19 protein-coding genes are annotated in these 25,702 nt (G+C 70.0%); 10 read left to right on the top strand and 9 right to left on the bottom strand.

Annotated elements, in window-relative coordinates:
* Positions 1-446: 446 nt before the first annotated feature.
* Positions 447-4,013, top strand: coding sequence for a chromosome segregation protein SMC (smc, locus tag HF576_RS17695; RefSeq protein WP_168914152.1), 3,567 nt, complete (start codon positions 447-449; stop codon positions 4,011-4,013).
* 7 nt (positions 4,014-4,020) lie between these two features.
* Here the strand turns inward: smc and HF576_RS17690 are convergent, their stop codons facing one another.
* Positions 4,021-5,235, bottom strand: coding sequence for an alpha/beta hydrolase family protein (locus HF576_RS17690; RefSeq protein WP_168914151.1), 1,215 nt, complete (start codon positions 5,233-5,235; stop codon positions 4,021-4,023).
* A 109-nt stretch (positions 5,236-5,344) separates the two neighbouring features.
* Here HF576_RS17690 and ftsY point away from each other — a divergent pair, with 109 nt between their 5' ends.
* Positions 5,345-6,217 (top strand): signal recognition particle-docking protein FtsY, encoded by an 873-nt coding sequence (gene ftsY, locus HF576_RS17685; RefSeq protein WP_168914150.1) that lies wholly within the window; start codon positions 5,345-5,347, stop codon positions 6,215-6,217.
* Between the two features lie 77 nt (positions 6,218-6,294).
* Complete coding sequence (locus tag HF576_RS17680) at positions 6,295-6,795, top strand: DUF2004 domain-containing protein (protein ID WP_168914149.1); 501 nt, start codon at positions 6,295-6,297, stop codon at positions 6,793-6,795.
* Between the two features lie 39 nt (positions 6,796-6,834).
* Here HF576_RS17680 and lipA read toward each other — a convergent pair whose 3' ends face one another.
* Positions 6,835-7,863 carry a lipoyl synthase gene (lipA, locus tag HF576_RS17675; protein ID WP_168914148.1) on the bottom strand — a complete coding sequence of 343 codons (1,029 nt, stop codon included), beginning with the start codon at positions 7,861-7,863 and terminating at the stop codon, positions 6,835-6,837.
* Positions 7,860-8,501, bottom strand: coding sequence for a lipoyl(octanoyl) transferase LipB (gene lipB / locus HF576_RS17670; RefSeq protein ID WP_277348955.1), 642 nt, complete (start codon positions 8,499-8,501; stop codon positions 7,860-7,862). The genes lipA and lipB overlap by 4 nt, the downstream gene beginning before the upstream one ends.
* A 97-nt stretch (positions 8,502-8,598) precedes the next feature.
* Between lipB and HF576_RS17665 the strand changes: the two genes are divergently transcribed.
* Together HF576_RS17665 and ffh are read left to right on the top strand one after the other, a co-directional pair.
* Positions 8,599-9,594, top strand: coding sequence for a TetR family transcriptional regulator (locus HF576_RS17665; RefSeq protein ID WP_168914146.1), 996 nt, complete (start codon positions 8,599-8,601; stop codon positions 9,592-9,594).
* A 29-nt stretch (positions 9,595-9,623) separates the two neighbouring features.
* Positions 9,624-11,201, top strand: a complete 1,578-nt coding sequence (ffh, locus tag HF576_RS17660; RefSeq protein WP_168914145.1) for a signal recognition particle protein — start codon at positions 9,624-9,626, stop codon at positions 11,199-11,201.
* 53 nt (positions 11,202-11,254) lie between these two features.
* Here the strand turns inward: ffh and HF576_RS17655 are convergent, their stop codons facing one another.
* Positions 11,255-12,415, bottom strand: a complete 1,161-nt coding sequence (locus tag HF576_RS17655) for a glutamate--cysteine ligase (protein ID WP_168914144.1) — start codon at positions 12,413-12,415, stop codon at positions 11,255-11,257.
* Between the two features lie 194 nt (positions 12,416-12,609).
* On the opposite strand from HF576_RS17655, the gene rpsP reads away from it, so the two are divergent.
* From rpsP to HF576_RS17635, 4 genes are all read left to right on the top strand, one after another.
* Entirely contained in the window at positions 12,610-13,032 is a 423-nt protein-coding gene (gene rpsP / locus HF576_RS17650) for a 30S ribosomal protein S16 (RefSeq protein WP_168914143.1), read from the top strand.
* Between the two features lie 4 nt (positions 13,033-13,036).
* Positions 13,037-13,267: an RNA-binding protein gene (locus HF576_RS17645; RefSeq protein ID WP_168914142.1), complete on the top strand. Its 231-nt coding sequence runs from the start codon at positions 13,037-13,039 to the stop codon at positions 13,265-13,267.
* A gap of 1 nt (position 13,268) precedes the next feature.
* Positions 13,269-13,943 carry a ribosome maturation factor RimM gene (rimM, locus tag HF576_RS17640; RefSeq protein WP_168914141.1) on the top strand — a complete coding sequence of 225 codons (675 nt, stop codon included), beginning with the start codon at positions 13,269-13,271 and terminating at the stop codon, positions 13,941-13,943.
* Positions 13,944-14,043: 100 nt separating this feature from the next.
* The gene (locus HF576_RS17635; protein ID WP_168914140.1) at positions 14,044-18,192 is read left to right on the top strand and encodes a bifunctional nitrate reductase/sulfite reductase flavoprotein subunit alpha; all 4,149 of its coding nucleotides are present in this window, start codon (positions 14,044-14,046) and stop codon (positions 18,190-18,192) included.
* A 65-nt stretch (positions 18,193-18,257) separates the two neighbouring features.
* Here the strand turns inward: HF576_RS17635 and HF576_RS17630 are convergent, their stop codons facing one another.
* Entirely contained in the window at positions 18,258-19,691 is a 1,434-nt protein-coding gene (locus HF576_RS17630) for an MFS transporter (RefSeq protein WP_168914139.1), read from the bottom strand.
* A 183-nt stretch (positions 19,692-19,874) separates the two neighbouring features.
* On the opposite strand from HF576_RS17630, the gene trmD reads away from it, so the two are divergent.
* On the top strand, positions 19,875-20,558 hold the full coding sequence (gene trmD, locus HF576_RS17625; protein ID WP_168914138.1) for a tRNA (guanosine(37)-N1)-methyltransferase TrmD: 684 nt from the start codon (positions 19,875-19,877) through the stop codon (positions 20,556-20,558).
* 3 nt (positions 20,559-20,561) lie between these two features.
* On the opposite strand, the gene HF576_RS17620 is transcribed toward trmD, so the two are convergent.
* From HF576_RS17620 to nirB, 4 genes are read right to left on the bottom strand one after another with little or no spacing between them, the layout of a single operon-like run.
* Positions 20,562-21,734, bottom strand: coding sequence for a uroporphyrinogen-III synthase (locus HF576_RS17620; protein ID WP_168914137.1), 1,173 nt, complete (start codon positions 21,732-21,734; stop codon positions 20,562-20,564).
* On the bottom strand, positions 21,731-22,522 hold the full coding sequence (cobA, locus tag HF576_RS17615; protein ID WP_168914136.1) for a uroporphyrinogen-III C-methyltransferase: 792 nt from the start codon (positions 22,520-22,522) through the stop codon (positions 21,731-21,733). The genes HF576_RS17620 and cobA overlap by 4 nt, the downstream gene beginning before the upstream one ends.
* Positions 22,504-22,887 (bottom strand): nitrite reductase small subunit NirD, encoded by a 384-nt coding sequence (gene nirD / locus HF576_RS17610; RefSeq protein ID WP_168914135.1) that lies wholly within the window; start codon positions 22,885-22,887, stop codon positions 22,504-22,506. Before nirD ends, cobA begins: the two co-directional genes overlap by 19 nt.
* The gene (gene nirB, locus HF576_RS17605) at positions 22,884-25,463 is read right to left on the bottom strand and encodes a nitrite reductase large subunit NirB (RefSeq protein WP_168914134.1); all 2,580 of its coding nucleotides are present in this window, start codon (positions 25,461-25,463) and stop codon (positions 22,884-22,886) included. The genes nirD and nirB overlap by 4 nt, the downstream gene beginning before the upstream one ends.
* Between the last annotated feature and the right edge of the window lie 239 nt (positions 25,464-25,702).

Here is a 25,702-nt window from a genome sequence, read left to right as displayed (position 1 = left end):
ATCGCCCGGCGCGGGGATGCCGTGCCGCAGCACGACGGGAGGACGGCGGAGGGGAGCGCGGTCAGGACCCGGAAACAGGGCCGACGCGCAGGAGGGTCGCCCGGAAGCGGGCAGACCCGTCCCCTGCGGAGGTCAGATGGCGGCGGGGAATCGCCGGCTCAGCGTGGCGCCCGAGGAGACGGTCCCCGGTGCGAACGCAGTGGCGTATCCGCCCGCAGGGGCGGTGACACGTGTCTTGTTCATGTGCATCATCGGGGACCTCCTTTCTCGACTTCAGACGCGAAGAGTGACAGTAGCGCGATTCTGAGACCGGCGTCAAGCTTTCTCGCAGATTCGGGGGACGACGGGCGTGTCGCGAATCGTCGTCGTGCGGCTCGCCTAACGTGGCGCGCGCCTGTCCTCGGGTAGCGTATGCGGGTAATCGACCGGGCTGGAGGGCGCATCGCATGCACCTGAAGAGCGTGACGCTCAAAGGGTTCAAGTCGTTCGCTCAGCCGACGACCTTCGCCTTCGAACCCGGCGTGACGTGCATCGTCGGTCCGAACGGGTCCGGCAAGTCCAACGTCGTCGACGCGCTCGCCTGGGTCATGGGCGAGCAAGGGGCCAAGACCCTCCGCGGCGGCAAGATGGAGGACGTCATCTTCGCCGGCACTGCCACGCGCGGCCCGCTGGGGCGCGCCGAGGTGCAGTTGACGATCGACAACAGTGACGGAGCGCTGCCGATCGAATACAGCGAGGTGACCATCAGTCGCACGCTCTTCCGCAACGGCGCCAGCGAGTACGCGATCAACGGCGAGACCTGTCGTCTGCTGGACGTGCAGGAGCTGCTCAGCGACTCGGGTCTCGGCCGCGAGATGCACGTCATCGTCGGTCAAGGCCGCCTCGACAGCGTGCTGCAGGCCACACCGGAGGATCGTCGCGGGTTCATCGAGGAAGCCGCCGGCATCCTCAAGCACCGCCGCCGCAAGGAGAAGACGCTCCGCAAGCTGGAGGCGATGGAGGCGAACCTCACGCGCTTGAGCGACCTGGCGGGGGAGCTGCGTCGGCAGCTGAAGCCGCTCGGCCGACAGGCCGAGATCGCCCGCGAGGCCGCGACCATCGCCGCGGTGGTCCGTGACGCGAAGGCCCGTCTACTCGCCGACGAGCTCGTCGGCCTGCGCGAAGAGCTCGCCTCGCACGCCCGCAGCGAGCAGGAGCGTCACGCCGAGCGGATGCTGCTGCAGGAGCGCCTCGACAACGCGCGCGTGCGGATCGAGCAGCTCGAGTCCGATCAGCGCTCGGAGGCGGTGGATCGCGCACGGCGCGTCGTCCACGGCCTCGAACGGGTGCAGGAACGGCTGCGCAGCCTCTACGCGCTCGCGGGGCAGCGGCTCGCGCTGCTGGGTGACGCGGAAGACGAGGAGCGCATCGAGCTGACGACGGTCTCGCAGGCCATGATCGACGAGGCGCGCGCCGAGATCGACGCCGTCGGCGATGGGCTGGGCGCGGCACAGGATGCCGCCGCCGAGGCGGCCCGCGACGTCGTTCGGGCACGCGCCGAACTCGATGCTCTGGACGTCGACATCGCGGCGCAGAGCGCCCTGGTGTCCGAGCACGACATGCGGATCACCGCGCTGCGCGGATCGGCCGAGGCCGCCGCCTCCGCACTCGCCGCGGTGCGCACCGCGGTGGAGCGTCAGCAGAAGGCGCTGGACGCGGCTCTGGCGCGACGGGCAGAGGCCGAAGAGCTGCTGGCGGGGCTGGACCCGCACCTGATGCCCGAGACGACGGCTGCCGAGCACGCCGCCGCGTATGAGCGCGCGCAGCGGGAGGCGAACGAGGTCGAGGCCAACGTGGCGTCGCTGCGTGAGCGACTGCATGCGGCCGAGCGCGAGAAGGACGCCCTCACGGCGCAGACGACCGCGCTCGGCCGGGCGCTCGACGTCGAGAACGGCGCCTCCGCATTGATCGCACAGAACCACGCGGGTGTGCGGGGGCTCGTGAGCGACTCCGTCCAGGTCGAGCCCGGCTTCGAGGCCGCGATCGCGGCGGTGCTCGGCCCGTTGGCCGAGGGTGTCCTCGTCGAAGATCGCGATGACGCGTTCGCCCTCGCGCAGCACGCGCGCACGGCGAACGCCGGCGTCGTCGACATCGTGATCGCGTCGTCGTCGACGGCCGCGATGCCCGGATCGCCGGCGCCGGCCGAGGCGCCCGGCGTCGTGAGGGCCACCACCGTGGTGACTGCTCCGGCAGGCGTCCTCGCGCTGCTGTCGCACGTCGTGGTGGCCGAGGATCTGAAATCGGCACGCGACATGGTCGCCTCGCCGACCGGCGAGGTCGGGCTCGTGACCGTGGTGACGCGTGCGGGTGAGGTCTACACGGCGCATTCGCTGCGCGCGGGGGCCGGAGCCTCCCGCTCACGCCTCGAGCTGGCCGCCGAGCGCGATGCGGCCGCTGATCGACGTGACGAGATCACGGTGATCGCGGATTCGCTCCGCGAAGCGCTGGCCGATGCCACTCGTGAGCTCGAGACCGCACGCCAGCGGACGAAGACCGCGCTGACGACCCTGCGCGAGCACGACGCGGCCCTGGCCGCCCATGCGGAGCAGGTCAACCGCGCGACCGTGCGCCATGAGGCGGCCGTCGCCGAGTGCGAGCGGCTGGCATCGGGCCTCGCCCAGGCGACCGCCGCCGTCGAGGATGCGGAGGCCTCCGCGCGGTCGGCCGGCGACCAGCTCACCGCGGCGCTCGAAGCGCCCCGCCCGATGCTCGACGCCTCGGCGCGTGACGGCATGCTGGCGGCGCTCGAAGAGGCGCGCGACGGCGAGATGCGTGCGCGTCTGGAAGTCGAGACGCTGCGAGAGCGGATCCGTGCGGGCGAGGCGCGCGTGGTGGCTCTGGAGCGGCAGCGCGAGCGCGAGAAGGAAGCGGCCGCGGAGGCTGCACGCCGCGCTGTCGTGCGCCGGGCGCAGCGCGAGATCGCCGCGGGAGTGGCCGGCCACCTTCCGGCGGTCATCGATTCGGTCGATCGATCGCTCGCCCAGGCACGCGCCGAGCTGGCTGCGGCGGAGTCCGAGCGCACGGCGCTCACCGCGGAGCTGGCGGAGCTGCGCTCGCAAGAGGCCGGCCTCCGCGAGCGGCTGAACGGGCTCACCGAGAGCGTGCACAGCCTCGAGCTGCAGATCCATGAGAAGCGCCTGCACGTGAACGGCCTGCTCGAGCGGGTGCAGTCCGAGCTCGGCCTCGATGAGGACATTCTTGTTTCGGAATATGGACCTGACCAGCCCGTTCCCGACGAATCGGCGCCAGTCGCGGAGTCAGAGGCAGCCGAGGGTGCGCCCGATCCGGAAGCGCCCGCCACTGTCCCGTTCGATCGTGCGCAGCAGCGCCGGCGCCTCCAGGAGGCGGAGCGAAAGCTGGGGCAGCTGGGGCGCGTGAATCCGCTCGCGCTCGAGGAGTTCGAAGCTCTTGAGCAGCGCCACAAGTTCATGACCGAGCAGCTCGCCGATCTGACGCAGACCCGGAAGGATCTGCTGACGATCATCGAGGAGCTCGACGAGCGGATGCAGACGATCTTCCTCGCCGCGTTCGAAGACACCAGGAACGCCTTCGGCGAGGTCTTCCCGATCCTCTTCCCCGGCGGCACCGGCAGCATCTCGCTCACCGACCCCGACTCGCCGCTGACGACGGGAATCGAGGTGGCGGTGCGTCCCGTCGGGAAGAAGATCGAGCGCTTGTCGCTGCTCTCGGGCGGAGAGCGGTCCCTGGCCGCCGTCGCCCTCCTGACTGCCATCTTCAAGGCGCGGCCGAGCCCGTTCTACATCCTCGACGAGGTCGAGGCGGCGCTGGACGACGCGAACCTGGGGCGCCTGCTGGGTGTCTTCGAGCAGCTCCGGGCCTCGAGCCAGTTGATCGTGATCACGCACCAGAAGCGCACCATGGAGATCGCCGACGCGCTCTACGGCGTCTCGATGCGGCAGGACGGTGTCTCGGCCGTCGTGGGCCAGCGGATCGCCGAGCGCGTCGCGAGCTGAGCCGGAGTCAACCGGCCCCGAGCACGATCGAGCCGCGCAGGAAGGGCGGCAGATGCCAGCCGTGCGTCACGGAGCACGTGCGCGCCGCCTGGATCCCCCCGAACCCGGTCAAGTGTCCGCCTGCGAAGAACTCCTGCTGGGGAGTGAGGTCCAGCGGCGGCGGCACGAGCGAATGCGGAATCAGAGTCGACAGCGCGTTCCACCGCTGCGGGGGCATGTAGTGCGAGAGGAAGGTCGTCACGAAGTCGGCGGCGAGCGGCCGCATGAGATTGCACGGACCGCGGAACGCGCGACCGCAGGTGGTGGAGCCCTCCCGGAAGTAGTCGAAGTGCTCGCCGTCGCGGAAGACGACGTGGTGCACAGCTCCGCGCGGCTGCGCCAGGACGGCAGCCGCCGGTCCGCTCAGCTGAGCGAACAGGTCGCTCTGGCCGGTGCCCCACGCGAACAGCGTCGCGAAGTCGAGATCGAGGGGCCGGGGCGGGTTCGGCGGCCACTCCAGCCAGCCGCCGCTCAGCGATGCGAATGCCGAGATCGACCCCTGCGCCTGCAGGTGCTCCGCCACGACACCGCCCAGCAGAGCGCCCCACGAATGACCGACGACGCCCGTCATCGGCCGGGGCATCAGCTCGGCGCGGTGCTGCCACTGCCCCCGCACCCATGTGAGAGCCGATGTGGCGGCGGTGAAGTCGGCGCCTGCCGCGCCCCCGAACGGAGGAGCGCTGGAGAGCTTCGGGACGACGACGACATAGCCGCTGCGAGCGAGCTGCATGGGCACCAGATCCCACTTCAGGTAATGATCCGGCTCGGCGCACTGCCCGTGGAGGAACAGCACGACGGGATAGCGACCCACGCCGGTGAGCATCTGCGCGTCTTGCGGTGATCCGTCGACGGACGGATAGAAGACTCGAACCGGCCCGGGCAGTCCGTCGGCCGTCCCGTGGTCGGTGTATCCGTAGAACACCGGCGCGAGCACGCTCGGCTGCCACTGCGGCGACTCTCCTGGGTCCAGGACCCCTGTCACCGGCGCACGCACGTCGCGCAATGCGTCCAGGATGCGTTCCAGCCGGGCCCGCGCGTCGCCGTCGAATCCGAGCTCGTCCAGGGCGGCTCCCGCATCGTCGGGCCGGCGCGCCAAGGCGCGGGCGAGACGCAGGAGTTCGAGCACATCGGCCTGCGCGCGCGGATCGTCCCTGCCGTCCCGGGTCTCCAGGTCGTCGTCCATCGGTTCTCCTCTGCTCGCGGGCGAGGTCGTTGTGCCTTCGCGGAGGAGAGGCCGCGCGGCGCCGAGGTGATACGTCGGGCTCCGCCGCGTGGAACCGTAGGCTGGTCGCATGGCTGAGAGTTCCTGGTCGCTCGGGCGCGCGCTGCGCGGGATGTTCGTCAAGCCCACGATCGACGAGACGACGTGGGAAGACCTGGAGACGGCCCTGCTCACGGCCGACTTCGGCCCCGACATCACCGAGCGCATCGTCGACGAGCTGCGCGAGAAGGTCGAGCGGTTCCGCACGACCGACCCGCGGGATCTGCAGCGCATGCTCAAAGAGACCCTCGAGGAGCACTTCGCCAAGTTCGACACGACGCTGCGGCTCACCGAGCGACCGGCCGTCGTGCTCGTCGTCGGGGTGAACGGCGTCGGCAAGACGACGACGATCGGCAAGTTCGCGAAGTTCCTGCAGCGCTACGGTCGCTCCGTCGTGGTAGGTGCAGCCGACACCTTCCGTGCCGCGGCCGTCGACCAGCTCGCAACGTGGGCCGAACGCGGCGGGGCGGCGATCGTCCGGCCGCAGCACGAAGGCCAGGACCCGGCATCCGTCGCCTTCCAGACCATCGACTACGCCAAGCGGACCGGCACCGAGATCGTGCTGGTCGACACGGCAGGTCGGCTGCACACCAAGGGCGGGCTCATGGACGAGCTCAGCAAGATCCGACGTGTGATCGAGAAGCAGGCGCCCATCAGCGAGGTGCTGCTCGTGCTCGATGCGACCACCGGGCAGAACGGCGTCATGCAGGCACAGGCGTTCCTCGAGCACGCGGGGGTGACCGGGCTGGTGCTGACCAAGCTCGACGGGTCGGCGAAGGGCGGGTTCGTCCTTGCGGTGCAGGAGCGGACCGGCATCCCCGTCAAGCTCCTCGGGCAGGGCGAGGGCATCGGCGACCTCACCGGATTCACGCCGCATGTCTTCGCGGCATCCCTCGTCGACTGAGGGTGCGGCGCGAGTGCTTCGGCGCCACACACGGCGCGGGGTATCGCGTGCGCGCCCGGTTGCGGTTTCATAGGAGCATGGCGATCGAGCACGACTACTTCGGACTCCTCGAGTCGGGACCGGACGGATCGATCTTCTGGTCCGAGAACGTCGAACTGGGGGATCAGTCGGTCACGGTGGATCTCACCGCGCCCGACCAGGACGACGTGTCGGAGGCGGCGCTCGATGTCGCGGCCGGCCTGATCTCGTCGCTCGAGACCATCGACCGCAGCGCTCGCAATGCCATGGTCAACGAGCTCAACGACCGCACGAGTGAGGTGACCGAGTACATCCTGCAGCAGCAGGAGTCTTTCGGCGAAGCGCTCGACGACGTGCTCGTCGACATCTCGGGCGACGTGCAGATCGACGTCATCCGCTCACTGCAGCTGATGAGCATGACGATCCTCGCCGACGAGCACGGCGGATCGGACCCGTTCGCCGTCCTCGAGTACGCGCTCGATCCCGACGCCACCGATGACGTGCTGCTGGTGAACCTCGGCTCCGACGGCGACGTGCTGTCGGTGACCAGCGCCGACTGACGGCGGCTGCGGCCACCGCAGCGGCTTCGCTCGCGCCGCTCACACGGCCTGAGCGAAGCCCCGCTCGACGTGGACGTCCTCGGCGATGTGGGCGAGGTGTGCGGGGATCTCGCGGCCCTTCGACAGCATCGACTGCGCCCACAGGCGCCCGGCACGATACGACGAGCGCACGAGCGGACCGGCGAGCACGCCGAGGAAGCCGATGCGCTCGGCCTCGTCCTTGAACTCGACGAACTCCTGGGGCTTGACCCACCGCGCGACCGGCAGATGCCGGGGCGTCGGCCGCAGGTACTGCGTGATCGTGATGATGTCGGTTCCGGCGTCGTGCAGGTCCTGCAGAGCCTGCACGACCTCCTCGGGCTCCTCGCCCATGCCGAGGATCAGGTTGGACTTCGTGATGAGGCCCGCGTCCCGGGCTTGCGTGAGAACATCCAGCGAGCGCTCGTACCGGAACGCGGGGCGGATGCGCTTGAAGATGCGGGGCACCGTCTCGACGTTGTGGGCGAAGACCTCGGGACGGGAGTCGAAGACCTCGCGCAGCAGGGCCGGGTCTCCGTTGAAGTCCGTTGCGAGGATCTCCACCCCGGTGTTCGGGTTCTGCGCGTGGATCTGGCGCACCGTCTCGGCGTGCAGCCACGCACCGCCGTCGGGGAGGTCGTCGCGGGCCACGCCGGTGACCGTGGCGTACCGCAGGTTCATCCGCACGACGCTCTCGGCCACACGACGCGGCTCGTCGACGTCGTAGTCGGCCGGCTTGCCGGTGTCGATCTGGCAGAAGTCGCACCGTCGCGTGCATTGCGAGCCGCCGATGAGGAAGGTGGCCTCGCGGTCCTCCCAGCACTCGTAGATGTTCGGGCAGCCGGCCTCCTGGCAGACCGTGTGCAGCTCCTCGGTCTTCACCAGCGAGTGAAGGGCCTGATACTCGGGGCCCATCTTCGCTTTCGTCTTGATCCATTCCGGCTTGCGTTCGATCGGCGTCTGGGCGTTCCGTACCTCGAGGCGCAGCAGCTTTCGGCCCTCGGGACCGCTGGCCGGCGCCGCGGCCGGGCCCGTTCCGCACGCGCTCATGCCGGCACCGCCGCGTAGTCGGCGTCGAAGACACGCGAGACGGTGTCGACGATGTCGCTCGGGGCGACATCCGCTCCGACGATCTCGCTGATCGTCGTGACCCCGGCATCCGTGATCCCGCACGGGATGATGCCGCGGAACCCGGCGAGGGTGTTGTCGCAGTTGATGGCGAAGCCGTGCATCGTGACGCCCTTCTCGACACGCACGCCGATCGCGGCGACCTTGTCTTCCGACAGGGGTCGCCGGACCCACACGCCGCTGCGGCCCTCGACCTGGTAGCCGTCGACGCCGTGCGCGTGCAGCGCCTCGATGAGCAGTCGCTCGAGACGGCGGACATGCGCGACGACGTCCACGGGCTCGACCAGCCGGACGATCGGATAGCCGACGAGCTGACCGGGCCCGTGCCACGTGATCTTGCCGCCGCGGTCGACGTCGATCACGGGCGTGCCGTCCGCGGGCCGCTCATGGGTCTCGGTGCGCTTGCCGGCCGTGTACACGGCCTCGTGCTCGAGGAGGAGCAGAGTGTCGGGTCGCTCACCCGCCACGACACCGGCATGGACCCGGCGCTGCAGATCCCACCCGTCGAGGTAGGGAACGAGGTCGGGCGAGAGGCCGACCGTCTGGATCTCGAGCATCATGCTCCTTCGCTCGTGGCGATTGGTGGATCGCGTCCAACAATACCCCGAACGCGCGAGAACGGATGCTGCGGCGCAGGTCGCCCGGTAGCGTGGCGACGTGACAAGCAGCGGACGGGTGGGACGGCCCAAGGCCTCGTCGAGAGAGATGCTCGCCGAGGCCGCGTGCGAGCTGTTCCTGGAGCAGGGCTTCGAGGCCACATCGATCGTCGACATCACCAGCCGGGCAGGCGTCAGCCGCTCCAGCTTCTTCAACTACTTCTCGTCGAAGTCGGACATCCTGTGGGCCGGGCTCGACGATCGCATCGCCGCGTTCGAGCGCGGGCTGGCCGGCGAGCGCGGGGAGCGCACGGCAGCCGGTGTCCGCGCTCACGTGCTCGCCATGGCCGAGGACTTCGCACCCGACAGCCTGGCGCTGGGCATCGTGAACGCCGCTGCCATGGGGCTGACGGCGGAGCTCGAGCGGGAAGCATCCGTCCGGCGTTCCCGGATCCTGCGGGCTGTGACGGAGCATCTCGTTCGCGGCGGCGCCGACCGGCTGCATGCCGAGGTGGCCGGCGCTGCGTGGGGCGGGGCTGTGCTGGCGGCGATCGAGGCCTGGGCGCACGACGGCGCCGGGGTGACGTCGCTCGAGCGATTCCTCGCGCGCGCGGCGGACACGGCCGCGTCGGTGACTGTTCCCCCGGCCACGGGAGCCGTCCACCAGCTTCGCGTCGTCGTCCGCGCCGCCGACTTCGAGGACGCGCTGGCGTTCTATCGCGATGTCGTCGGCATGCCGCAGAGCGAGGCGTACGAGGCGGAGGGCGGCGCGCGTGTCGCCATCCTCGACGCGGGACGCGCGACGCTCGAACTGTCCAACCCCGCGCAGGTGGAATTCATCGACCGCGTCGAGACCGACGGCGACGCGCCGAGCGAGCGCATCCGCCTCGCGCTCGAGGTCGACGACACCGCCGCCGCCGCGCAGACCCTGGCCGGCGCGGGGGCGCAGCTCGAGGCATCCGCCCGCGAGACGCCGTGGCGCTCGATCAACGCGCGCCTGCGCGGCCCGGCCGGTTTGCAGCTCACGCTGTTCCAGGAGCTGGGACCGGCGGACTGACCGTTCCGCTCGCGTAGAATCGGGGGATCATGGCGACTTTCGGCACTCTCTCCGACCGGCTCACCGAGACCTTCCGCAACCTCCGCAAGAAGGGGCAGCTCACGCCCGCGGACGTCGACGGCACGGTCCGCGAGATCCGACGCGCGCTCCTGGACGCCGACGTGGCGCTCCCCGTGGTCAAGGACTTCACGGCCAAGGTGCGGGAGCGAGCCCTCGGTGACGAGGTCAACCGCGCGCTCAACCCGGCGCAGCAGGTCGTGCAGATCGTCAACGAGGAGCTCGTGGCGATCCTCGGCGGACAGCAGCGTCGCCTGCAGTTCGCGAAGAACCCGCCGACGGTGATCATGCTCGCGGGACTCCAGGGGTCCGGAAAGACGACGTTCGCCGGCAAGCTGGCACATCAGCTCGAGAAGGACGGCCACACGCCGCTCCTCGTCGCCGCCGACCTGCAGCGTCCCAACGCGGTGAACCAGCTGCAGGTCGTCGCCGAGCGTGCCGGAGCCGCGATCTATGCACCCGAGCCCGGCAACGGCGTCGGAGACCCGGTGCGCGTCGCTCGCGACGGCGTCGAGGTCGCTCGTCGTCAGCAGCACGACGTCGTGATCATCGACACCGCCGGTCGTCTGGGCGTGGACGCCGAGCTGATGAAGCAGGCCGCCGACATCCGCAAGGCCACCGACCCGGACGAGGTGCTGTTCGTCATCGACGCGATGATCGGACAGGATGCCGTCAACACGGCCAAGGCGTTCCAGGACGGCGTCGACTTCACCGGCGTGGTGCTCTCGAAGCTCGACGGCGACGCCCGTGGAGGCGCGGCGCTTTCTGTCGCCTCGGTCACCGGCCGCCCGATCATCTACGCCTCGACCGGCGAGGGTCTCGACGACATCGAGGCATTCCACCCCGACCGTATGGCGTCGCGCATCCTCGACCTCGGCGACATCCTGACCCTCATCGAGCAGGCACAGCAGGCCTTCGACGAGGAAGAGGCGATCAAGGTCGCCGAGAAGCTCGCGAGCGAGACCTTCACGCTCGAGGACTTCCTCGAGCAGATGCAGCAGATGAAGAAGATGGGCTCCATGAAGAAGATGCTCGGGATGCTCCCGGGCATGGGGTCGATGAAGGACCAGCTCGAGAACTTCGATGAGCGCGAGATCGATCGCACCGAGGCGATCATCCGGTCGATGACTCCGGGGGAGCGACGCAACCCGAAGGTGCTCAACGGCTCGCGACGCCTGCGCATCGCCCGCGGCTCGGGCATGACGGTGACCGACGTCAACCAGCTCGTGCAGCGCTTCGAGCAGGCCGCGAAGATGATGAAGACGGTCGCACGCGGCGGCGTCCCGAACATCCCCGGCATGGGACCCATGCCCGGCGCCGGCCGCCCTGGCGCCTCGTCCAAGCGCGGCAAGCAGCAGAAGGCCCGGAACAAGCAATCAGCACAGGGATCGCGGTCGGGCAACCCCGCCAAGCGTGCCGCTGAGAACGCCGGAATCGCGCAGGCCCCGCAGGCTCCCACCGGTTCGGGCTTCGGCCTCGGGGGCGCGTCGCAGGGCGCACCGAGCGAGGCCGACCTCGCCGAGTTGCAGAAGCTCCTCGGCCGCGGCTGACGAGGCCTGGTGCGGCGCGTATCAACCGGGCTGCGGGCCTCTGCGCGGACCCGCTAACCGCCCGAGGCGAGGTGGTCGCGAAGTGTCGGGCCCGAGCGGAACTCGCCCACGAGGTGACGGACCACCGCCCGCAGATCGCCATCGGCGGCATCGGCCACCGCGAGCTGGCGCGCATAGCTCGCACCTTCGGTCAGGATCGTCTCGATGCCGGCGAGCTCGCGAGCGCACTTGAGCTCGACGGCGATGTCGGCGACCTGTTCGAGGGTGTCGCGCAGATGCTCGACGACCGGTCGTTGCGTGCCTTCGTGGTCGACGATGACGCGCGCATCCATGCCGTACCGAGCAGCACGCCACTTGTTCTCGCGGATGAACCACGGCTGGATGGTCTCCAGCGGCAGTCCTTCGTCGAGCCGGCGCGAGAACATCTCGACGAGCACTTGCACGAGCGCGGCGACCGCGGCGAGCTCGGGCAGCGTCGACATGCCGTCGCATGCGCGCACCTCGATCGTCCCCCAGCGCGGTGCCGGGCGGATGTCCCACCGGACCTCGGTGACATCGTCGATGACCCCGGTCCCCACCATGTCGTCGAGATACCCCTCGAACTGCGACCAGTCCTGGAGGGGCCACGGCAGGCCGGCGGTCGGCAGCTGCTGGAACACCAGCGCGCGGTTCGAGGCGTAGCCGGTGCGATCCCCGGCCCAGAACGGGCTGGAGGCCGAGAGTACCTGCAGGTGAGGCAGATACACGGCGAGAGCGTTGATGATCGGGAACACCTTGTTGACGTCATCGACGCCGACATGCACATGGATGCCCCAGATCATCATGTTCCGCCCCCACCACTGGGTGCGCTCGATCAGCTTGTGGTAGCGGGTCTTGTCGGTGACCTGCTGGTCGTACCACTGCGCGAACGGGTGGCTGCCGGCGCACAGCAGGTCGATGCCGTGCGAATCCGTGAAGGTGCGGACCGCCGCGATGGCGTCCGCGATGTCGTCCACCGCGGCCGCGACGGTGTCGCCCACGCCGCTGGTGACCTCCACGGTGTTGGTGAGAAGCTCGCCGGTCACCGTGTAGCGCTCGAGGGCGGATGCCTCTTCGACGGTCGCGAGGATGTCCGGCGCCCGGGGAGACAGATCCCCTGTCTCGACGTCGGCGAGCATGATCTCCCACTCCAGCCCGACCGAGGAGCGGGCGGATGTCGCGAAGGGCACCGTCATCCGCACATTGTGGCATGCGAGGGCATCGGTGCCGGCCGGTTCGCGGCACGGTGCGTCATCTGGCAGAATAAAGGGTCGGATCGGCCGCTCGACCCTCTATCCAGCGTGCTGATCCTCCTCAGAGCTTCCGCCGGGTGTGCACCCCACGCTCCAGGCGACCAGTTCGTTTCACTTTCCACACATTCAGGAGAATCGTGGCTGTCAAGATCCGTCTCAAGCGCCTGGGCAAGATCCGTGCGCCCTACTACCGCATCGTCGTCGCCGACTCGCGCACCAAGCGCGATGGTCGTGTCATCGAGGAGATCGGCAAGTACCACCCCACCGAGGAGCCCTCGCTGATCGAGGTCGACTCCGAGCGCGCGCAGTACTGGCTCGGCGTCGGCGCCCAGCCGACCGAGCAGGTTCGCGCCCTCCTCAAGCTCACGGGCGACTGGGGCCGCTTCAAGGGCGACGCCAACGCGGTCTCGACCGTGAAGACCGCCGAGGCCAAGCCGGCGTTCGAGATCGACTCCGCGAAGAAGTCGGTCGTCAAGCCCAAGGCCGAGAAGAAGACCGAGGAGCCCGCTGCGGCTCCCGCCGACGACGCGGCCGACGCCGCCGAGTCGACCGAGGCGTAGTCCGTTGCTCGCCGCCGCGCTCGAGCACGTCGTCAAGGGGATCGTGGATCACCCGGACGCCGTGCGCATCGACTCCTCCACGTCGCCGCGAGGCGACGTGCTCGAGGTGCACGTCCACCCCGATGACCGGGGTCGCGTGATCGGGCGCGGCGGCCGCACGGCCAAAGCCCTCCGCACCCTCATCGGCTCGCTCGCTGACGGACGCAGAGTCCGCGTCGACGTCGCGGACGACTGAGGTGTCTGACGAAGAGGCCCAGACGCAGCCCGACGCTGCATCGAAGGCCGCCAAGAGCACGCCGCCCGCCGGCAAGACGCAGCTCCGCGTCGGCCGGCTCGTCAAGGCCCACGGCCTCAAGGGTGCGATCAAGCTCGAGCTCTACACCGACGATCCCGATGGGCGCTTCGTCCCCGGTGCCACGTTCACGCTGCAGGTGCCCGAGTCCTCGCCGTGGCACGGCAAGAAGCTCACCGTCCGTGAGTTCAAGTGGATGAACAGCCACCCGGTCGCGTTCTTCGAGGGTGTCGAGGACCGCAGCGCCGCCGAGGATCTCATCCGCGCGATCCTCTGGGTGGATGAGGACGCCGAAGCGGTTCCCACCGAAGACGACGCCTGGTTCGATCACCAGCTGGTCGGGCTCGACGTCGTCCGCGACGGCGTCTCGGTCGGCCGCGTGGTCCGGGTCGACCACTTCCCGGCGCAGGACCTTCTGATCATTCGCCGCTCCGGCGGTCCCGCCGCATCCGACGACGAGGTTCTCGTGCCGTTCGTCAAGGCGATCGTTCCCGAGGTAGACGTGGCCGGCGGTCGAGTGGTCGTCACCCCGCCTCCGGGACTGTTCGAAGAACTCGCCCCCGACGGCGAGGACGAGCAGCCCGAGCCCCCCGCCGAGAGCGCGCCCGCCGAGGCCTGATCCGGCTCACTTCCTCTCCCGCGAGCACGTGCAGCAGATGTGATCTGCGGGAAACACTGCGGGAAACGTCCCGGAACCTCGGTGACGGATCATCGGAGGCATGGGCGCAGCCACACGTCTCCCGGGCATTCCGGTCGCCGGGCCGGCGGAAGAGTCGAGCCCGGCTGCTGTGCGCACCGTGTGCTCGTACTGCGGCGTCGGCTGCGGCATCACCGTCACGACCGCAGGCGCCGGGCAGGGGCATCCGCTCGCCATCGCGAAGGTCGCCGGCGACGTCACTCACCCGACCAATCACGGTCGCCTCTGCACGAAGGGCGCCACGCACGCGGATCTCATGCGCGCGCCTGGGCGGATGACCACGGCGCACATCAGACCGGCTCGTGGCGAGGATGCCGTTCCCGTCCCACTCGACGAAGCGGTGGCGGATGCCGGCCGCAGGCTCCGTGCGATCGTCGACGAGCACGGCCCCGATGCCATCGCGCTCTACGTGTCGGGCCAGATGAGCATGGAGGCGCAGTATCTCGCGAACAAGCTCGTCAAGGGGTATGTCGGAGGCATCCACATCGAGTCGAACTCGCGGCTGTGCATGGCGTCGGCAGGCACCGGCTACAAGCAGTCGCTCGGGGCGGACGGCCCGCCGGGCTCGTACGAGGACCTCGACCGGGCGGATCTGTTCTTCGTCATCGGCTCCAACGCCGCCGACTGCCATCCGATCGTGTTCCTGCGGATGGCCGATCGGCTGAAGCAGGGTGCGCGGCTGATCGTGGTCGACCCGAGGCGCACAGCGACTGCCGACCGGGCAGATCTGTTCCTGCAGATCGCCCCAGGCACCGACCTCGCGCTCCTCAACGGCCTGCTGCACCTCCTGGTCGAGGCGGGCGACATCGACGAGGACTTCATCGCCGCTCACACGGAGGGCTGGCACCGGATGCCCTCGTTCCTCGCCGACTACTCGCCACCGCGAGTGGCGCAGCTCACGGGGCTCGCCGAGGACGACATCCGTACCGCCGCCCGCTGGATCGGCGAAGCGGGGGAGTGGATGACCCTGTGGACGATGGGGCTCAACCAGTCCACGCACGGCACGTGGAGCACCAACGCGATCTGCAACCTGCACCTGGCGACCGGGGCGATCTGCCGGCCCGGCAGCGGGCCGTTCTCGCTCACCGGGCAGCCCAACGCGATGGGCGGACGCGAGATGGGCTACATGGGCCCGGGGCTGCCCGGGCAGCGCGCCGTCTTCAGCCCCGACGATCGCGCTTTCGTCGAGGAGGTGTGGGGGCTCGAGCCCGGCGCCATCCGCGCCGAAGCGGGCAACGGCACGATCGACCTGTACCGGCGGATGGCCGCGGGTGACATCAAGGCCGCCTGGATCATCTGCACCAATCCCGTCGCGTCCGTGGCGAACCGCAGGACCGTCATCGAGGCGCTGGAGTCGGCGGAACTCGTCATCGCGCAGGACGTCTACACCGAGACCGCGACGAACGCCTATGCCGACATCCTGCTGCCGGCGACGCTGTGGGTGGAGTCGGACGGCGTCACCGTCAGCAGCGACCGCACCATGACCCTCGTGCAGGACGTGGTGCCGGCGCCGGGCGACGCACAGCCGGACTGGCTGCTGATCTGCCGGGTCGCGCGTGCGATGGGGTACTCGGAGGGTTTCGACTTCGCCTCGAGCGAGGAGGTCTTCGACGAGATCCGCCGCTTCTGGAACCCGCAGACCGGGTGGGACGTGCGCGGGGTCACGTACGAGCGACTGCGTCAGACGCCGGTGCAGTGGCCGGCGCCGCCGGACGACGATGCCACGAGACATCCGGTCCGCTATCTCAACGACGGCGTGAGTCAGACCCTGCGCGTCGAGGCCGACGGCTCCGTTCCCGGCCTCGCGTTCGCCACCCCGTCGCGACGGGCGCAGTTCCTGGCGCGCCCGCACATGGACCCCGCCGAGATGCCCGACGACGACTTCCCGTGGGTGCTGAACACGGGGCGGCTCCCGCACCAGTGGCACACCATGACCAAGACCGGCAAGATCGCGAAGCTCACGAAACTCAACCCGGGACCGTTCGTCGAGCTGCATCCCGACGACGCGCGCGCACAGGGGATCACCGAGGGCGACCTGATCGAGGTGTCGTCGCGACGTGGCCGGTTCGTCGTCCCCGCGGTCGTGAGCGAGCGCGTGCGCCGGGGAGACCTCTTCGCCCCCTTCCACTGGAACGACGAGCACGGCGAGTACGTCACCGTCAACGCCGTGACCAGCGACGCCGTCGACGCGGATTCCGCGCAGCCGGAGCTCAAGTTCGCGGCCGTGACGCTGCGGCGTGTCGGGCCGACAGCCGCGCCGGCGGGCGAAGAGGCCTCGCCGCACGATGTCACGGCCGCCGAGGAGGCGCTGGCGCGCGCCGGAGTGGGCCTCGGCATGGTGCCGACACTCTCCGACAGCGAGAGCGCGTACATCGCCGGGTTCCTCACGACGCTGCGGTCGCGCACGCTCGCGCCGGGTGAGGTGCCCGTCCTGCCGGCGGAATCGCCGCTCGGAAGGCTCGCCAGAGCCTGGTTCGACGGCGTCCTCGCCGGCGCGTATTCACGGACCACGATCGGCTCCGGCGCGGCCGCCTCGACCCCGGCCGACGAGGTCCTCGTGCTGTGGGGATCGCAGACCGGCACCGCGGAGGAGTTCGCGGCGAGTGCGGCCGGCGCGCTCGCCGCCCGCGGCATCCCCGCGCGCACCCGCAGCATGTCGGAGGTCAGAGCCGCCGAGCTCGCGGCGGTACGGCGCCTGCTCGTCATCACCTCGACCTTCGGGGACGGCGGGCCTCCTGACAACGGCGCGGCCCTGTGGCGCGAGCTGAGCGCCGACGGCGCCCCGGCACTCAGCGGGCTGGAGTATGCCGTGCTCGCGATGGGAGACTCCAACTACGACGACTTCTGCGGTCACGGCAGACGGATCGACGACCGCCTCGGCGAGCTCGGCGCGACGGCCCTGCTGGAGCGCGTCGAGCTCGAGCCCGACTCCGAGCAGCCCGGGGCTGCGTGGCTCGCGCAGGTCGTGGAGCTGCTCGTGGCGGGGACGGTCCCCGCTCCCTCTCCAGACGCCGCCGCGGCGCCGGCATCCGTTGCGGTCGCACCGATGCGGCGCCTGTTCACGCGATCCAACCCGGTGCGCGCGACGCTCGTGCGCGACGAGCTGCTCAGCGGCCCGGGGTCGAACAAGGAGGTGCGCCGGTTCGCGTTCGACCTGTCGGACTCGGGGGCGACGTACGAGGCCGGCGACTCCCTCGGAGTGGTGTGCTCGAACAGCCCGGGCGTCGTGGCGGAGTGGCTCGAGGCCACCGGCATCGCCGCGACGACCATCATCGAGATCGACGGCGAGGAGCGCACGTTCGGCGAGACGCTGCGCACGCGACTCGACATCACGAAGACTCCGCCCGAACTCGTCCGCTTCATCGCGGAGCGCAGCGACGACACCACGCTCGCGGCACTCCTGCGTCGCGAGAACAAGGGGCGGCTCGAGCAGTTCCTGTGGAGCCAGCAGGCCGTCGACCTCGTGCGCGACCATCCTGTGCAGGCCACCGCCGCGGAGTGGGTGGGGGTGCTCAAGCGGCTCCAGCCTCGCCAGTACTCGATCTCGTCGAGCCCCAAGACCGATCCCGACAGCGTCGAGCTCACCGTGTCGGTGGTGCGCTTCGAGACGGAGGCGGGCCGCGCACGCGGCGGTGTCTGCTCGACGTTCCTCGCCGGCGGCGTGGGGGCGTCCGCCCCCGTGTACCTGCAACGGACCCCGGGCTTCCGGCCGCCGACGTCGCCGGACGCGCCGATGATCGTGATCGGCCCGGGCACCGGCATCGCGCCGTTCCGCGGATTCCTGCACGATCGCCGCGCCGACGGCCACACCGGCCGCAACTGGCTCTTCTTCGGCGAGCAGCACGAGGAGAGCGACTTCTACTACCGTGACGAGCTGCTCGAGATGCGCGAGGACGGATTCCTCACCCGCCTCGACCTCGCCTTCTCGCGAGACCAGCGGCAGAAGGTCTACGTGCAGGACCGCATGATCGAGCACGGGGCTCAGGTGTGGCGCTGGATCGAGGAGGGCGCGCACGTGTACGTGTGCGGCGATGCGGCGCGCATGGCGCGAGACGTCGACGCGACGCTCGTCACGATCGCCCAGCAGCACGGCGGGCTCTCGGAGGACGACGCCCTGGAGTACAAGCAGCGGCTCGCCGCCGAAGGCCGCTACGCCCGCGACGTCTACTGAATGCGCGCAGAGAAGAGCGGATGCCTCGAACCGAGGCATCCGCTCTTCTCGTCGTCCCGCTCCGGTCAGATGCGCTGCTTCGCAAGTGAGGCACGCGGGATCACATAGACCAGCACGGTCATCACCAGCAGGGCGATGTAGCCCGCGATGAACCCGATGAAGGCCGCGCTGTAGCCTCCGGTCGCCAGCTGGGATGCGTTCAGCACCTGAGGGATGAGGAAGCCGCCGTAGGCGCCGATCGCCGAGATCAGACCGAGCGCGGCGGCTGCTTTGCGCTGCACTCCGAGCGCTTCCGGGGTGCCCGGCACGATGCCCTTCGCGATGCCCCGGGCGGCGAAGATGCTCGGGATCATGCGGTACGTCGAGCCGTTGCCCATCCCGGTCGCAGCGAACAGGACGAGGAAGCATGCGAGGAAGACCCAGAAGCTCTGCAGCGGCAGAGTCCAGATGAGCCCGAGTGCACCGAGGGCCATGACCGCGAATGCGCCGACGGTGACCCGGGCGCCGCCGAAGCGGTCCGCGAGCCGTCCGCCGTAGGGCCGGGCGAGCGAGCCGATGAGCGCACCGAGGAACGCCAGCGAGATCGCCGCCTGTCCGACCTGGAATGTGGAGAAGTCGGGGAACTGGTCGGCGATCAGCTTGGGGAAGACGCTCGCGAAGCCGATGAAGGAGCCGAACGTGCCGATGTACAGCAGTGCCATGAGCCACAGATGGGGTTCGCGCAGCGCCGCTGCCGAGCCGGCGAAGTCGGCCTTGGCCGAGGACAGGTTGTCCATGTACCGCCACGCGCCCCACATCGCGACCAGGATGAGGGGGATCCACATCCATCCGGCCAGCGCGATGTTCAGGGTCGCGGCCGCGCCGACGGTCACCGCGATGGGGACCGCGAACTGGGCGACCGACGTGCCGAGGTTGCCGCCGGCGGCGTTGAGCCCGAGCGCCCAGCCCTTCTCCCTCTGCGGGAAGAAGTAGGTGATGTTGGCCATCGAGCTGGCGAAGTTGCCGCCGCCCACTCCGCCGAGGGCCGCGACCAGCAGGAGCACGCCGAAGGGAGTCTCAGGGTTGGACACCACGATCCCGAGCAGCACCGCCGGGATGAGCAGCAGACCGGCCGAGACGATGGTCCAATTGCGGCCGCCGAAGACGGCGACCATGAACGTGTACGGGAAGCGCAGCGTGGCCCCCACGAGGCTCGGCAACGAGATGAGCCAGAACGCCTCGGAGCTGGTCAGCTGGAAACCGGCGGCGGGCAGCATCACCACGACGATGCTCCACAGCTGCCAGATGATGAAACCGAGGAACTCGGCGAAGATCGACCACCCCAGGTTCCGGCGCGCGATCGCGCGGCCCTCCGCCTTCCAGAATGCGGAGTCCTCGGGGTTCCACCCGTCGATCCAGCGACCCGGGCGGCGTGTGAGCTCGACGACGCCGGTGCCGGTGCCGGTGGCGGTGGTGCGGGGCGGAGCATCCGTCGTGGACGGAGTGACGGTCGTGGTCATGACGCCTCCTCGTTGGTGAGTATGACTTCACGCTATGAAGGGGGTGTTTCGGGCCGATGCCGGGTCCGGTTACTTCTCGGTCACTTCTCCATCACGGATGACGGCGCGGCGCGGTTGACACCCCGACACACGTCGGAAACACGACGACGGATGCCGCGACCCGGCGGTTGTAATGTCGATGGCATGCGCGTCGACATCGTCACGATCTTCCCGACGTTCTTCGACGTGCTGGGCGTCTCGCTCATCGGCAAGGCTCGTGACCGCGGAATTCTCGACATGCACGTGCACGATCTGCGGGAGTGGACCCACGATCGTCACCGCACGGTCGACGACACGCCGTACGGCGGCGGCGCGGGCATGGTCATGAAGCCCGAGCCGTGGGGCGAAGCCCTGGACGCGGTGCTCAGCGAGGATGCCGTGCTGCTCGTCCCGTCGCCCGCCGGCGAGGTCTTCTCGCAGTCCATGGCACGCGAGCTGGCCGAAGAGAAGCATCTCGTGTTCGCGTGCGGTCGTTACGAGGGCATCGACCAGAGGGTCGTCGACCACTACGCCGCCCGGGGGCGGGTCCGGCTCGTGAGCCTCGGCGACTATGTGCTCAACGGGGGAGAGGTGGCGGCGATGGCCGTCATCGAAGCGGTGTCGCGCCTGATCCCCGGCGTCGTGGGCAACCCCGAGAGCCTCGTGGAGGAATCGCACGAGCTCGGCCTGCTGGAGTACCCGAGCTACACCAAGCCCGCGCAATGGCGCGGACTGGACGTGCCTCCGATCCTGCTCAGCGGCAACCACGGGGCGATCGCTGCGTGGCGACACGAGCAGAGCCTGGCCCGCACGCGTGCGCACCGCCCTGACCTGCTGGCCGAGGGCTGATCCTCACGCGGATGCCTCGGCGGGATCGAGCACATTGAGCCGGTAGCCGCGCTTGACGACCGTCTTGATCAGGTCGGGCACCCCCAGCGCTTCGCGGAGGCGGGCGACGGCCATCTCCACCGCATGGGTGTTCTCGCCCGAACGCGGGAGCGCGCTCTGCAGCCGCTGACGCGACACCACGCCGCCGCCGGCGTCGAACAGCGCAGCGAAGATCTCGGTTCCCGTGCGCGAGAGCGGCACGTGCCGCCCGTCCAGGACGATGCCGCTGCTGCGCAGTTCGAGGCGTCCTGCGACGGTGGGGAGGGACGCCACGTGCCCGCCGCCGAAGTGCGTCACCACCGCGCGCACGAGCGAGCCGAGGCGTCCGCGCTCGGCGACGAGCGGGTCGATGCCGACATCCCGGAGCGGTCCCGCCGTGATCGGCCCCACGGCGGCCATGAGCAGGCGGCCGCGTCCGGCCAGATCGACGACGGCATCCTGGACGCCTTCGCGCGCCGCTGCTGCGAGCCATTCGGCGGCGCCGGGGGCGGAGGTGAAGAGCACGGCGTCGACCTCCCCCTGCGCACACGCCACCACGGAGCGCGACACGGCGGCGGCATCCGGGGGCGGGCCCCATCGATACACCGTGAGACTGACCACATCTGCACCGTGGCGCTCGAACAGGTCATCGAGGCCGTCGGCCCCGGAGCCGTGGTGCTGCACCGCCACGCGGCGACCCGCGACGCCTTCCGCGAGCAGGTACTCGCCGAGCTCGGTCGAGGTCTCGGATTCGGCGACCCAGTCGGCCGTCAGCCCTGCCTGCTGGATGGCCCCCCGCGCCTTGGGTCCGCGGGCGACGATCTGCGCCCCGGAGAGCGCCGCGTGCAGGGCATCCAGGAGCCCGGCCTCGTCGGCGGCCTCCATCCAGCCGCGGAAGCCGACGCCGGTGGTGGCCACGACGACGTCCGGCGGACGCGCGATGAGCGCGCGGGTCGCCGCGATGAGCGATTCGTCGTCGATGTGGGGGATGATCGTCAGCGCCGGCGCGTGACGCACCTGCGCGCCGTGCCGTTCGAGCGCGGCGGCGAGTTCGAGCGAGCGCCGATCGACGGCGATCACGATGGCGCAGCCGTCGAGCGCGGCCGAAAGGACGGGACGGGGCGGATCCGGCGACGCCGTACCGGGTGGAGCGTTCACAGCGATGTGCCACCTGACCTCGAACCGGCGGCGAGCAGGTCGGGAACGAGCATTCCGGCGCGTGCCACCTCGCCCACGACGATGACGGCGGGGTTGCGCACGCCGATGCGACCGGCCTCGAGCACCACGGCGCCGAGGGTCGTGCGCGTGGTGCGCTGGTCGGTGTGGTGCCCGCGCTCGACGATCGCGATGGGGCGGTCCGCGGGGACGCCCGCACGCAGGGCGTCCGAGACCAGGCGAGGCAGGGCGCCGACGCCCATGAGGATGACCGAGGTGACCGCGTCGTCGCGCAGGGCCGCGAGGGTGGCCGGGGTCATCTCGGACTGGCCGTTGACGATGTGGACCGCGGATGCCACACCCCGGTGCGTCACGGGAATCCCTGCCGCCTCCGGCACGGCGACGGCACTCGTGATGCCGGGCACGACGTCGACGGGGATGCCCGCGGCGACGCACGCCGTCAGCTCCTCGCCGCCGCGGCCGAAGACGAAGGGGTCGCCGCCCTTCAGACGCACCACGCGCCTGCCGGCCCGGGCCCGGTCGACGAGGATGGCATTGATCTCGTCCTGAGGGACCGGATGGTGGCCGGGCAGCTTTCCGACGTCGATCACCTCGACGCCGGGATCGAGGTGATCCCGCACATCCGTCGGCCCGAGCCGATCCATCACCACGACGTCCGCACGCATGAGCAGCCGCCACGCGCGCACCGTCATGAGGTCGATCGGGCCGGGGCCGCCGCCGACGAGGTCGACGCGTCCGATCGCCGCCGGGTTCACCGGTCGCCCTCCCATCGCACCAGGACGTTCCCGTCCTCCACCGCGACCGGCCACACGTGGAGCGCGATCGGCTCCTTCCCTTGCGTGTCCAGGCACGCGCCGGTGCGCAGATCGAACACCTGCTTGAACATCGGCGAAGCCACCGTCGGGGCATTCTGTCTGGTTCCGACGATGCCGCGAGAGATCACGTTCGCGCGGCTGTACGGATCGAAGTTCGACACCGCGTGCACGCGACCGCTGGCGAGCAGGAACAGGGCGATCTGCGTGCCGCCGAGGAGGGCAGCGCGCCCTCGCTCGACCTCGAGATCGTCGATCGCGCAGACCCGGACCCAGCCGGGTGGCGTCACGGTCTCGTCCGTCTGCGGGTCGACGAGCGTCATCTGCGCACCTCCAGGGTCGTGCCGGCGATGAGGACCCCGGCATCCGCACGTTCCTGCTCTGTGGCGGGGCGGGGCTGTCCGCGCTCCGCGGTATAGGCGAGAGAAGGATCGGGTGTCCGCGGCGCATTGACGAACGACGCGAACCGGCGGAGCTTCTCGGGATCCTCCAGCGTCGCCTTCCACTCGTCCTGGTAGGCGTCCACATGACCGGCCATGGCGGCGTCGAGGTCGGCGCAGATGCCCAGGCTGTCGTCGAAGATGACTGAGCGGAGACCCTCGATCCCGCCGTCCAGATCTTCGAACCACGGCGCCGTTCGCTGAAGCCTGTCCGCGGTGAAGATGTAGTACATCAGGAACCGGTCGATCGCGGTGAGGAGCTCGGCGTCGCTCAGCCCCTCGGCGAGCAGCACCGCGTGGCGGGGTGTGAAGCCGCCGTTGCCGCCGACGTACATGTTCCAGCCGGCCTCGGTGGCGATGACGCCGACGTCCTTTCCTCGTGCTTCGGCGCATTCGCGCGCACAGCCCGAGACGCCCAGCTTGATCTTGTGCGGTGAGCGCAGGCCGCGGTAGCGCAGCTCGAGCTGGACCGCCATGCCGACGGAGTCCTGCACCCCGTACCGGCACCACGTCGATCCGACACACGACTTCACCGTGCGCAGGGACTTGCCGTACGCGTGTCCCGACTCGAACCCGGCGTCGACGAGCTGCTTCCAGATCTCCGGCAGCTGTTCCAGGCGCGCCCCGAACATGTCGATGCGCTGGCCGCCGGTGATCTTCGTGTACAGGCCGAAGTCCTTCGCCACCTGACCGATGACGAGCAGGCCCTCCGGGGTGATCTCGCCGCCCGGTATGCGCGGGACGACCGAGTAGCTGCCGTCCTTCTGCAGGTTGGCCATCACGTGGTCGTTGGTGTCCTGGAGCGTGGCGTTCTCACCATCGAGCACGTGCTTGCCCACGAGGGTCGCGAGGATGCTGGCCAGCGCCGGCTTGCAGATGTCGCAGCCGCGCCCCGTGCCGAAGCGCTCGATCACGCTGCTGAAGGTCGAGAGGCCCGAGACCCGGACCGCGTCGAACAGCTGGCGGCGCGACATGTCGAAGTGCTCGCAGAGCGCGTTGCTGAGCGCCGCCCCGGACTTGGCGAGCTCGCTCCCGACGATCTTCTTCACCATCATCACGCACGAGCCGCAGGCGGCGCCGGCCTTCGTGCACGCTTTGACGGACGCGACGTCCGTGCAGCCCTCCTCATGCACCGCGTGGCGGATCGTTCCCGCGGTGACGCTGTTGCAGGAGCAGACGAGGGCTTCGTCGGGGAGCTCGCCGCTCGGCGCTGCGACGCCGCCCTCGGGCATCAGGTACGCCGCGGGGTCGCCGCCGAGCGCGCCGCCGACGAGCGGTCGCAGCGATCCGTACGCCGAGGCGTCGCCGACGAGGATGCCCCCGAGCAGGGTCTTCGCGTCGTCCGAGAGGACGAGCTTCTTGTACACGCCCGCCACCGGGTCGGCGTAGGTCACGTCGAGGGCACCCGGAGTCTCGGCGAACGCGTCGCCGAAGCTCGCCACGTCGACTCCCGAGAGCTTGAGCTTCGTCGACAGGTCGTAGCCCGGGAACGCGGCGTCGCCGCCGAGCAGGCGCGTGGCGGCGACTTCTGCCATCGCGTATCCGGGCGCCACGAGGCCGACGCACATGCCGTCGTAGTTGGCGACCTCGCCGATCGCGAGCACGCGCGGATCGGATGTCTGGCACCCCTCGTCGATGAGCACGCCACCGCGCGGATGAACATCCAGTTCGGCCGCGCGAGCGAGTTCGTCGCGCGGGCGCACGCCGACCGTGAAGACGACGACGTCGGTGCGCGCGTAGCTGCCGTCGCGGAACTCCAGGCCCGTCACCTGCCCTGACCGGTCGGGGTCGAGCCGCGTGGTGATGGTCTCGGTCTTGACCGCGATTCCGCGTGACTCGATCAGCCTGCGCAGTGCGTTTCCTCCGGCCAGGTCGAGCTGCGCCGACATGAGCCGATCGGAGGACTGCACGACGGTGCACTCGACGTCGAGTCCCTGCAGCGCGCCGGCGGCTTCCAGCCCGAGGAGCCCACCGCCGATCACGGTGCCCGTGAGCGATCGCCCGAGTTCAGCCGACCGGCGTTGCACGAACGCCTCGAGCTTCTCGACATCGTCCAGCGTGCGGTACACGAAGCAGCCCTCGAGCCCGAACCCGTCGACCGCCAGACGTGCGGCGTACGAGCCTGTGGCCAGGACGAGGCGGTCGTACGACAGGCTCACGCCGCTGCGGGTCGTGACGCGCCGAGCCGCTCGGTCGATGCGGGCGACGGCATCGCCGCGGAGGAACCGCACACGCTCATCGTCGAGGACGTCGCGATCGAGCGTCAGATCGTCGGTCGAGGCGCCGGCGAAGAAGCTCGTCAGGCCCACGCGGTCGTAGGGGTGCCGGTCCTCCTCGCCGATGAGGGTCACCCGCCATTGCCCATCCGCCCGGCTGAGCAGGCTCTCGACGAAGCGGTGCGCGACCATGCCTGCGCCCACGACCACGACGTGCGTGCCGAGGGCAGGGGTGGAGCGCATGTCGTCACGGTACGCCCGGGATGTTGCCGGGGCGTCAGCACCATGTTTCGGGCTCTTGACGCGGTCGGGGTGGTCCATGGCATCTCCTGATCGACGGGGGTCTCTCGGTGACAGCGACGCTAGGGGCCGGGTGTTTCCTCACCCGGCGGGCTGCGGTTACCTCGAGCGAACGTTTCGCTCACAGCGCCGCGAGCCCTGATGTGAGGACGCAGGCTCAGCGGGAGCGGCCCGCGTCGGTA

Source organism: Microbacterium salsuginis (genome assembly GCF_012524205.1).
GTDB classification, from domain to species: domain Bacteria; phylum Actinomycetota; class Actinomycetes; order Actinomycetales; family Microbacteriaceae; genus Microbacterium; species Microbacterium salsuginis.
This window is presented reverse-complemented; position numbering and strand designations above follow the sequence as displayed.